We start from the raw sequence: 10,766 nt of genomic DNA, 5'->3' as shown, positions 1-10,766 counted from the left end.
TTAGGTCAGGCCGTTACATGCCCGACGCGTCAACAAGTATCAACCACACTCTGCAATGCAGGAATAGCAGTAAAGGCAGAGTGTGTCACTCCTTGACACGCTGGCACTCCGTGTCAGCGCCGATTGCTTGCGCTGACAAATGATGTCATCTAAAAGAGAGAAGTTACAAACTTAAGAGTGCCCCTGAGGCAGGGGTGTTTCACAGCTACAAAGTTTAATCACACCGGCTGGGATGATCCGTTTGCAGAAATTTATATCTTCATATCAATAGCTTAGATTAAAAAAGGTTGTCTTGGCAAACCCTGCTGCACTCCTGCGGAATGGGATGCACCGACAGTCATACACAACCTGTATTGTCCTCTGCAGGCGCAGATTTGTGATCCAGTATTCCTATTTTTCTGGACAAACCTATCTAACGAATGTGAAAAAATCCATTACAAGGCAACCGACACGACTCACGTCTGTTGTACGCTTTTTTGGATTCCCTCGTAGCGGCAGTATGAAAAATTGCTGCGCTACATTTGAGGAGCGAAACAAGAAATCTAGTATTGGGGTGATTAATGACATGGTAGAGATGAGTAATTTCAACCAAAGCATGAGCGGCCGACAAAATAGTGTCACTTCTGTTATAGAGAAAGTTCTTTCTATTTTTCGAATAGGAGTTTTTATCTTCTATGCATCTTTTGCGGCGGCTCAGGATTTCAACGCGGGTAGAGATGCGTATATCAATGGGGCATATACCATTGCGTTTGAACAGTGGTTACCATTGGCAGAGCAGGGCGATGCAGTTTCCCAATTCAACCTTGGTGTTCTTTATCTGACTGGGCGGGGCGTTGGTCGAGACCCTTCAAAAGCGGCTCAATGGTACTTACGCGCAGCAGAGCAGGGGGAGGTGAATGCACAATTCAATCTTGCCCTTATGTTAGAGCAAGGTATTGATATTTCTCAAGACCTGACAAAGGCGGTATATTGGTACCGTATGGCAGCAGAGCAGGGAGATACTGCTGCACAGTTCAATCTCGGCGTTATGCATGACAGAGGTCTTGGCGTGCAGCAAAACGCTTTTGAAGCTATGCGATGGTACCGTAGGGCAGCAGATCAGGGTGACGCGCGAGCGGCATTCAATCTTGGTTCCTTGTATGCTGCGGGAGACACACAAGTACCCGATAATGCGGAAACTGCACTTTGGCTGCGTAAGGCTGCAGAACTAGGCAACGCGCAAGCAGGCTTCAGTCTTGGTGTGCGCTACGCAAATGGACGCGGAGTACCTCAGGACGAGGTTCAGGCTGTGCGCTGGTATCGCATGGCCGCACGGCAAGGGGAAGCTCGTGCTGCAGGCAACCTAGGCGTCATGTATGCTGATGGTCGTGGTGTGAAGCAGGATTCTGTCTTGGCGCATATGTGGCTCATCATTGCCAGCGAGAACGGCAGTGAGACAGCACGAAGGAACCGAACCAAGTTTGAAGCGGTGTTATTGTCAAGCGACATCAGAGAGGCCCAGGCCCTCGCATTAGCATGTATTGCGAAAAACTATATTGGGTGCGATTGAACCTGTCTCAGGAGCTTGGAAACCAGTTTCTGGTTCGCAGTTGCGTTGATCGCCTGACCGGGGCTCCCCAACTTCTGCGCATATTTCCGCGAAACACGCAGGCATGGTCCCTCCTGGCCTTTTTCGAGACCAGCAGAATGCCGTGACATCGCAGGCGATGATCAACCGTGTCCGAACACTCCCGGCACTGTCCGGGAATTACCAAACCCGCATCCGTCGGCAAAAATCCCCAGGGCGACAGAAAACCAGCTTCATGAATTATTGCAGTTAAACATTATTGCATCATGCGCTTTGCCAAGCGCAAGCGCGCCTTAAGTCGGCTTTGCAAGTCTTTGATGGGTTGGTCTGTAGTCAGGTCTTTGACTAAGTTGACTTCGGCGAGCTTGAATGGAACCACAGATCCAGCTTTATCGCGGCGATAGAGATAATGGAAACCCAAATAATATGTTGGTCTGATGACATCCTGCAAAAGCTCCGTAAGAGCCTCGATATACGATACAACCTGTTCATGGGACAAAGTGTCTTCTGCGCGTATTTGTGACCTGTTAGTGTTCTCAGGGTGACCAAGCAATCTAAGCTGAGGGCTTTCCTTTCCAAAATGAGGGGCAGTTTCGAGGTAGATCGCACCTGGGAAGGACTTTCCTTTAAATCCATGCTCTCGCCAAATGTATTCGGCTGCATCGCTCACCAGCCGCCGTGTAAAGGCGATGTCTTTGAGGGAAACTTGAAGATATGGCAGATGCGCATCATGCGCATGCAAGGTTCGTCCATACCACCCGAGAAGCTCTGGGCTCAAGTTGCGCGTTGCTCCCGGGTAGACTGACACAGGCATCTTGCCATTCCGAGTCAAAGACTTCGGGATCGTGGCTGCATGTACCTGATAAACAGGACTATCGGTTTCCGCGCGGTCGAAAATCGCCTGAATCTCTAATGCAAGATCGACCATAAAGTCTGCATGCTCAGGTATGTTATGATCCATAGGCAAAGGGACACTGTCTGTGTTGCGCCAGAGCATAAGGCATTTCTCGCCCTTGGGCGGTATCGATGGCTTGATCCATTGGCCGTCTTGTCGCCTGCCTCCGGCGCTGCTCAATTGAAACGGCAGTGTCGTCGCTCTCAGCGTACGGCGATCATTGGTTGGGAGAGCGAGGATGCAAGACATATCCGAATACAGGCAAAACACCGCTGCGCTGTTGTCTTTCAGAGTAATCGACATGCCCAACGGCCTGTGGAGCTGCCCTAAATGCAACTGCGGCACACAGACACCTACCCGACCGTGATTTTGCAACGGATTGGTTTCAATTGCTAAAGAAATCGCCTCGGTCGCCATTGTGAGATACGGCGTCTCAGGCCGCTCTAGGAGATGCGATTGGAATGACTTGCAATATCGAAGCCCTTCAAGGCCATCCGAGATCAGCTGACGTTGTGTGTCCCTGTCAAGCATCTCAAAATCCACATACTGATTGGGGGCCGCTTGCGCGAAGTCTTGCCACAGCACACGCATCTCAATGGGGGATGTCCCGATGATTGTTGAAATCGGGTGTTGGTGGCGCCGCGTGGGTGATGGTTAGGCGGCCTTTTCGGTCTGGTCAACGCCGGTGGAGCCCACTTCGCGATGTTTCAGAAGTGCGGCCTTGAGGACGCGAAGCTGCCTGTGGGCTTTGAGGCGTCGGAAGCCTTTTTCGGCTTCGAGCATTCCGGCAGCGGTCCAGCGCAGGGTCATCTTTGTGTCCCGCCAGCGGTTGACGTTCCAGCAGACCTGCCTGATTACCGCGTTCATCGACTCGATGATGTTGGTGCTGGCCAGTGAGCGGCGCAGTTCGAGTGGCAGTCCAAGGCGGATCATGGTGAGGATTTCACCGAGGCCCTCGAGGATGCTCTTCGAGACCCCGGGGACCTCCAATTCCATCCGGCGCGCCAGGTGCGCAGAAGGCGTTCAGCCTTGTCGGCATTGTCCATTTCCCACGCCTGTCGGAGGGTGCGGCGGACGGCTGCGTAAAGCTTGGGGTCGAGCGGCTCGGTGATGTTGCGCGCCTTGTGGAGCTGGCAGCGCTGGATCGGGATAATGGTGTTGCTCTCCATTAAGACTGAACACCCCGAGCTTAAGGCTCAGGGAGAGCAGCGCCACCCTTCATTCCATCAAGTTCAACATCGACCAGGACATTCCCTGCTGTCGCCCATCGGTGCTGTTGCGGACAGCGCGCCCTTGATGTTGCTGGACAAGGCCCTTCCACGAGATTGCTTTCCATAAAGCTCAAGTGCGCAGGATGGGACGAAGAATTTTTATGCAGCATTCTTAAAGCCTTGAGAGCAACACCGACGATCACATGAGCCAGACACGATCCTCATGTCCCTAAGGCTATGTCTTTTGACATAGCAACTTCCAGACAATCACTTGGTGTGTCCTGACACATGTTAAGGTTGACTAGGCTCCAGACTCATTGAGCTTCAAAGCCAGAAGAGGATGGTTGCTGCGAGAGCTATTGCGGAGAGGAAGGTCTCGGGGCATCGGTCGTATCGTGTTGCGACGCGTCGCCAGTCCTTGAGGCGGCCGAACATGATCTCGATCCGGTTGCGCCGTTTGTACCGCCGTTTGTCATATTTCACGGTTTTCTTGCGGGACTTTCGACCGGGGATGCAAACCTTTATCCCTTTGTCTTTCAAGGCTTCTCGCAGCCAGTCGGCATCATATCCACGATCCCCCAAGAACCAATCCGCCTTCGGCAGGCTACTCAGCAGCGCCGCTGCGCCAGTGTAGTCGCTCACCTGTCCAGCCGACATGAAGAACCGGATCGGGCGGCCCTTCGCATCAGTGACGGCATGTAATTTCGTGTTCATGCCGCCCTTCGTGCGTCCGATCTGGCGAGCTCGCCCCCCTTTTTTACCCGCAGGCTGGAGGCCGTGCGGTGCGCTTTCAAATAGGTCGCGTCGATCATGATGGTCTTGTGTTCGGCGCCTTCTGCGGCCAGGCCCGCCATGATCCGGGCGAAGACCCCCTTTTCACTCCAGCGTTTCCAGCGGTTGTAGAGTGTTTTGGCCGGACCATACTCCCCAGGTGCATCGCACCACCGCAAACCATTGCGATTGATGAAAATTATGCCACTCAGAACCCTTCGATCATCAACCCGGGGCTTGCCATGACTCTTGGGAAAAAACGGTTTCAGGCGTTCAATTTGCGCCTCGGTCAGCCAGTAAAGATTGCTCATAGATCAGGTCTCCTTGCGGAGCCTGAATCACGACACCGGACTGAAATCAATGGGTCTGGAGCCTAGGTCTGGAATCTCAGGATCTTGTGGGTGCTGCGTCAATCGAGGGGAACAGTGTCGTTGCGCGTGCTGTGATGAACCAGGCTGAAAATGCGTTTTCGATCTCAGGAGCTTCTTTGTCTGCAGCCAATGGCGGATTTGTCACTGCCAGTGGCGGCGAGGCTCAGGCGGATTTCGTTGCGCTTAATCGTCAGGAAGCTGCTGGTACCGCTTTGAGTGTCATCCAGAATGTTGCGATCTCGGCCACGTTTACAGGTGGCGGTCCGGGAACTAACCTGACTGGCAACATCAACGTGGCGAACAATCTTGTTGGAGCAACTGCGATGGGTAATTCATCCGGAAATGTGTTCCGCGTGGCCGCTGATGGTCAATCCGTTTCCGATTTCGCTTTTGGTGGACGCCAGGCTCTTACAGGTGCTGTCAGCGCAAGTGTGTCGGATGTATCAGTTGGCATCAGTGCAGGAGCGAGCGGTTCTGCTGACGGTGCTTATCGGGTATCGGGTAACGTCATCAGTGCGCAGGCGGTTGGCAATTCATCAACAACCAGCCTTCAGCGTGGAGGTTTGTGATAAATTTGCAGCAATCTCCTTTTCTGGTGCGTGTTTGTGTGAGTGGCGGAATGGGCAACACTGGCTGGTTTTGGTTTTGATTTGTTAGAGGCCACTCCACATCAAAATACCTGCCAACTTCCAGACGCCGTGAAGGCTTGCCTTTAATGTTGATTGAATTATGTAACAAGAAACCGTGTTTTGTCTCAAGATGTGGTTGTTACCACATCAAGGGAGCTCAATTCATGTTTTACAAAAACGAGCGTTTGGCGCTGTTCATTGACGGCTCGAATCTCTATGCGGCTGCAAAATCGCTGGGGTTCGACATCGACTACAAGCTGCTGCGGCAGGAATTCGTACGTCGTGGCAAACTTCTGCGCGCCTTCTACTACACGGCTCTGCTGGAGAATGACGAGTATTCGCCGATCAGACCCCTGGTCGATTGGCTGCATTACAATGGTTTCAACATGCGGACAAAACCGGCCAAGGAATACACCGACAGCCAGGGTCGCCGTAAGGTCAAGGGCAACATGGAGATCGAACTCACAGTCGACGCCATGGAACTCGCGGATCACGTCGATCATATGGTGCTGTTTTCCGGCGACGGCGACTTCCGTCCGCTGATCGAAAGCCTGCAACGCAAGGGTGTCCGGGTGTCGGTCGTGTCCACGATCCGCAGCCAGCCGCCGATGATCGCGGATGAATTGCGGCGTCAGGCCGACAACTTCATCGAACTGGACGAACTGCGTGACGTGATCGGGCGTCCACCGCGCGATATTTCAACTGACCGCCAAGAGATTAACGAAGACGCGACCTGAAGCGTTGGGTGTGTATCAAAAGTGGTAGAAATTTTCCAGTCGTGCTTATCAAGGCGTCTGAGCTGGTCCTGATCAGTTGGCGAGATTAAGTGCTCATGGGTGTGATCAGCGAGGCGATACAGCCTTGGTTGTTAGCGGTCAAAAGGCGCATTTTGGGATCGTGATGTCAAGTATCGTAAAATAAACTGAAGTAAGCGGTCGCTTTTTGTAAACAAAAACCATTCCAAGGTCTGATCAATATGTCGGTAGCTGTAATCATTGTTGCCGCTGGTCGCGGAACTCGAATAGGCGGTGAGATCCCCAAGCAGTACGTATCGCTTGGGAGAACAACCGCCATAAGGTTGGCGATTGAAGCATTTCTAAAAGTTCCTTTGGTGCAATGGGTCGTACCAGTGATCCATCCAAGTGATTCCAAGCTATTTGCAGACGCACTGGATGGTGTACGTGATGTTCGCATGCAAGCTCCTGTAGAGGGCAGCGTTACGCGTGCGCTATCCGTTCGAAGAGGTCTTGAAAGTCTGGAAGAAACCCGGCCTGACAAGGTATTAATCCACGATGCTGCAAGACCATTCACGCCAAAAAGAATTATTGAGGAGGCTATTTCTGCTTTAGATTTTAACGACGGTGTGTGCGCTGCCTTACCTGTTGTTGATGCACTATGGAAAGCAGACGGGCTTTTGGCTACAGTGGCTGTATCCCGAGATGGACTTTGGCGAGCACAAACTCCGCAAGGTTTTTGCTACAAAAAAATCTTATCTGCACATAAATCTCATGATGGCTCTGGCACTGATGATGTCACAGTTGCCAGAAGATTTGGCTTAAATGTAGCCTTTATTTATGGTTCAGAGCAAAATTATAAGATTACAACAAAATCAGATTTGGAAAAAGCGCGTCAGGATATCAAGCGTCTGGTTTCGGATCATTCTTGATTTTCTGGAAAGATCCGAAACTGCTCCTTGCTGTGATTTTCCCGTCAAGAGGATTGGGGAAAACTTTCATGAGCCCAATTGTAAAGCTCAATGTCCAAAGTATTATGTTTTGTGATTAAGGCGTGAGCCTCATGATCTAAAACAAGATCATCTTTTTGTTTTGTCCTGTTGTATTTTTCAAGAGGGGCGACCGTTGCGTGCTGATCAATTTTAGAGACCAAAGACTTATAACCAATGTCTAGGTTGTCCTGAAAGCCAATAAAGATCATTTCTTCTAAAAGACGCTTTGCTTCGATTAATGCTTGAGTAGAGCCGCGTCCTGCTCTTTCGTAAAGAGAAGTTGAAAATTGCCATGTAGAAACATTAACAAGCTCCCGGAACTTCCAGATATCGTTAGACCTTTTAAGAATTCGTTCAAGATCTTCTTTCCATTCAAGTTGCAGATCAACAAGAGGCAGTTGCCCTTTGTCGGTTTGTAGTACAACATTGGGAGTGTATTGTCGCCAGAAACAATAATTTGAGAAAACACGTGCAACTGGCTCGCGCAGGAATGTTGAAATCTGCAGATCGAAATCGTCAGCCAAATAATATAATTCCCGCCTGGAAATATGACAAATGATTACATCATAGTTTGATAAGCCTTTTGTTTTTGAATGGTAGAGTAATTGATCAAACCAGTCGCAACGAAGCACTCTGTCAGATCCAAGAGTTTTTTTCATTCCATCAGCAATTGAAGCGCCACCTGTCTTGGGCACATGCATTATAATGTGTAGAGGTGGTTTAATATTCATCTGATCATTTATTCCATTATTTTATGGTGCAATATGTTTCCAAAAAACAATCACTTCTTTATGGTGACTATACCTAATAATTCTTAATTACTCCAATAAATCAGTATACTTTCTAAATATAGTAATCCATGCCAGCTTGGGCAGAAATTCGCTTCTGAAGCCATTTTGGTATTGATTCACTAAAGTTATTCGTATCATTCTTCCATTCTGCCATATTTTCTAGCAGCTCTCTGGCCACCTTATCTTCTTCGTTTAGTTTTGCTTTTGGCCAGAAATCTAAATTGCCATCCCATGCTGCCAACAGACCATCTGACCAAATCCCCAAGAGGTGCCTGTCTTCTGGAAAAATCACAAAATCCATTGATTTCTGTAAATCTTTTAGTGTGCTCATGTAGCGCAACATCAGCAAATCAAAGAGCCGCTGAAGCTTTACCTCGTCTTGCATCGCAGGCCCAAGGATAGTGATCAGCACTGATATCCAAGACGGGGGCGAAACAAACTTGGGAGCGATGCAAACTCCGACCATATATCCGTCTATCCACCATTCAGTCTGCCCAGCAGCTTGTAGCAATTTGGCTAGCTCGCCGGGTTTCTCTGGTTTGGGATTAAGTGTCGGCAAGTTTTTTGGTGGTAGCCTGCTGGTGATATTGGACGATGACATGTCGGATACATGGGTAGAGCCAAAATCAGCCACGATTTCATATTCGCAGACTTCAAGGGACAAGTCAGCGATCCACTCCATGATTGGAATTTTCTTGAGTGGTCTACCTTCACTTAAGGAAAGCGCAACAGCGGCAAACTGTTTGGCTTCAGGCGCACCGGTCGAATGGAGCAGCAGGGCTGATCGCGCGATGAGATTGGCCCAATGATCTCGACGGTCTTCAAGATTGTACCACAGTGCTTTCTTCAAGGCAGTCGGCGTTGCAGAGGTTACAATTGCATTTGTCATTGCATCGCTATCCTCAAACCAGGTTTCCACGATCATGGGGTAGATATTTGCCCAGTACTTACTGGCGTTGATTAACCGCCCTTTTACCTGCGGAGAGAGTTTGATTATTTCACCATCGGGATCCATCAAGGCGATCGTCTCTTGCACAGAAGACGAATGTGGTCTGACATCTGCGAACTCAAGAGCATGTGCAACATCGATCAGACCAACTGCTGGATATCGTTGAGCCTTCAAACCATCTTCTAGACCAATAGAAATTGCTTGTTTTACATATTCCAGTGGGACATCCCAAGCAGGCACCTGTGCAATCAACATTTCGATGAGCCACCGCTGTTCGCTGGCGCTGGAACAGGGAACAACATACGCATCCTTGATCCCAAACCCCTGTTTCAAGAGAACAATTGCCATCTTTCGAGCGCTGCCTGATTGCAAGGCGATGGTAAGGCTTTGTGCTCCTGAACCATCCACCATGCTTGCAAGAACGCGATGCACTTTAGGAGCGGCCTTGACTTGTGCACCTCCAATCCCTCGCCGCTTGGCATCGCGAATGAGGCCATCGATGCGTGCCTGCTCTTCTTTGTCAGCGATCCAGCTGCGTATCGAAGCCAAACGCTTGATAAGAGTATGCGAGGCAAGCCCCGCCATCATACGGTCGGAAAGGCCATCAACAGCCCCTTGACGAATTTCCGCTTGCTGATCGAAAATCCATGTACATCCCAGGTCTTCATAGGTGGCTTTGGGTCGGCCCACGACCATGCGCGCAAATTCGCGGCGAAACTCTCTCGGAATTGTCGCCAAGACATGAGACAAGGCTTCTCGTAGTGACTGAAGGTCACCTTCAACATCCACCGGCAGTGCATCAATGAGCTTGTCCAGATCAACCTCCAAGTCTGGCACGCCATCTTTCAATACTCCCAAGTCACCCGCTGCAGGCGCGGCAACCCAATCTGAAGAGAGTGCAAGGCAATCAGGAGTCTCAAGCCCTGCGCCCGTCCAGCAGGATGCAAGGCGAAAGCGACCAAAGTGTTTAAGTGCATTTTCAGCGTTTAGCATCGCTAGATGCTCTTGCATCATCTCAATAAAATCGCTGCCAACAAATCGACCATTCTCCCTGAGCATACGCGCTTCATCCAGAACCGATGTGAGCAGTGTTACAAGCAGTTCGTCGGTTGCTTCATCATGCGCCTCAGCGCCAATGGTTTCCATTAAGTCAATTGCCAAAAACTCATCGCGTAAGAGCCGCTGCGCAATCTGTTGGACCACACGTCCAGCGTCATGAGCTCGCACCTGCTCAGGTATGATGGAAAGAAGAGAAATAAGATCAGGTGACATATTAGCTCGAATTATTCGTGAGTGGTTGGTGAAGGTGTGCGTATTCCGGGGTATCCGGCCACCTGTGACGCGTTGCCGTGAGGCAGCGTGTTTTGGTTAACAGTCCTGAGGGGTTTCGTCATCCATTTTGGTGATGGTTTTGCGCATGGACTGAACAGAGCTACATTGATCAATCATTCGAAAAAATAGAACGAAATTAGTCAAAACATATATTTTTTATTTTTTGTGCACTGTTCTACGTCGTTGGTCAAATATCCTAGGAGGCCAGCTTTGTGGATATGATTGCAGAAATTCTGACCGGATTTGTAGCCCAGATGCAAAAACCGACACTGGCGTTCTTGATCGGCGGCATGGCGTTCGCTGCATTTGGATCGAAGCTCGAAATTCCCGAGCCAGTTTATAAGTTCATCGTGTTCCTTCTTCTGATGAAAGTAGGACTCGGCGCTGGTATCTCGGTGCGGGAAGCCAATCTGATCGACTTGGCAGTTCCGGCAGTGGCTGCTGCACTGGTCGGCATCGCTATCGTGCTTCTCGGTGGGCAGACACTGGCACGGCTCCGCGGCGTCACACAGATGGATGCCATG

9 protein-coding genes and 1 pseudogene are annotated in these 10,766 nt (G+C 50.2%); 5 read left to right on the top strand and 5 right to left on the bottom strand.

What is annotated here, in order from left to right; genetic code table 11:
- The first annotated feature begins 376 nt into the window (after positions 1–376).
- Complete coding sequence (locus MCRY_RS21785) at positions 377–1,549, top strand: SEL1-like repeat protein (RefSeq protein WP_231017878.1); 1,173 nt, start codon at positions 377–379, stop codon at positions 1,547–1,549.
- A 274-nt stretch (positions 1,550–1,823) separates the two neighbouring features.
- On the opposite strand, the gene MCRY_RS21780 is transcribed toward MCRY_RS21785, so the two are convergent.
- The 3 genes and pseudogenes from MCRY_RS21780 to MCRY_RS21770 all read right to left on the bottom strand — a co-directional run bounded on the left by MCRY_RS21780 (position 1,824) and on the right by MCRY_RS21770 (position 4,755).
- Complete coding sequence (locus MCRY_RS21780) at positions 1,824–3,047, bottom strand: hypothetical protein (protein WP_138487804.1); 1,224 nt, start codon at positions 3,045–3,047, stop codon at positions 1,824–1,826.
- Between the two features lie 69 nt (positions 3,048–3,116).
- A pseudogene (locus tag MCRY_RS21775) lies at positions 3,117–3,610 on the bottom strand (transposase); the annotation flags it as partial.
- Between the two features lie 387 nt (positions 3,611–3,997).
- Positions 3,998–4,755, bottom strand: a protein-coding gene (locus MCRY_RS21770) for an IS5 family transposase (RefSeq protein ID WP_138487805.1) whose coding sequence is annotated in 2 segments (ribosomal slippage) — positions 3,998–4,434 and positions 4,434–4,755 — 759 coding nt in all. Because the reading frame shifts where the segments join, the coding sequence is not laid out codon by codon here.
- 134 nt (positions 4,756–4,889) lie between these two features.
- Here MCRY_RS21770 and MCRY_RS21765 point away from each other — a divergent pair.
- From MCRY_RS21765 to ispD, 3 genes are all read left to right on the top strand, one after another.
- Positions 4,890–5,384, top strand: coding sequence for a hypothetical protein (locus tag MCRY_RS21765; RefSeq protein WP_138487806.1), 495 nt, complete (start codon positions 4,890–4,892; stop codon positions 5,382–5,384).
- Between the two features lie 224 nt (positions 5,385–5,608).
- Complete coding sequence (locus MCRY_RS21760) at positions 5,609–6,181, top strand: LabA-like NYN domain-containing protein (protein ID WP_085633801.1); 573 nt, start codon at positions 5,609–5,611, stop codon at positions 6,179–6,181.
- A gap of 239 nt (positions 6,182–6,420) precedes the next feature.
- Positions 6,421–7,110, top strand: a complete 690-nt coding sequence (ispD, locus tag MCRY_RS21755) for a 2-C-methyl-D-erythritol 4-phosphate cytidylyltransferase (RefSeq protein WP_085633799.1) — start codon at positions 6,421–6,423, stop codon at positions 7,108–7,110.
- A 44-nt stretch (positions 7,111–7,154) separates the two neighbouring features.
- Here ispD and MCRY_RS22700 read toward each other — a convergent pair whose 3' ends face one another.
- Positions 7,155–7,901: a hypothetical protein gene (locus MCRY_RS22700; protein WP_138487807.1), complete on the bottom strand. Its 747-nt coding sequence runs from the start codon at positions 7,899–7,901 to the stop codon at positions 7,155–7,157.
- 112 nt (positions 7,902–8,013) lie between these two features.
- Positions 8,014–10,182: a UPF0149 family protein gene (locus MCRY_RS21740; protein WP_085633793.1), complete on the bottom strand. Its 2,169-nt coding sequence runs from the start codon at positions 10,180–10,182 to the stop codon at positions 8,014–8,016.
- A 278-nt stretch (positions 10,183–10,460) separates the two neighbouring features.
- On the opposite strand from MCRY_RS21740, the gene MCRY_RS21735 reads away from it, so the two are divergent.
- On the top strand, positions 10,461–10,766 hold a 306-nt coding region (locus MCRY_RS21735), incomplete at its 3' end, for a sodium-dependent bicarbonate transport family permease (RefSeq protein ID WP_244897958.1).

This window comes from Marivita cryptomonadis, from assembly GCF_002115725.1.
In the GTDB taxonomy this organism is placed as follows: Bacteria; Pseudomonadota; Alphaproteobacteria; order Rhodobacterales; family Rhodobacteraceae; genus Marivita; species Marivita cryptomonadis.
The sequence above is the reverse complement of the archived record's forward strand: the minus strand, read 5'-3'. Positions and strand labels throughout refer to the sequence as shown.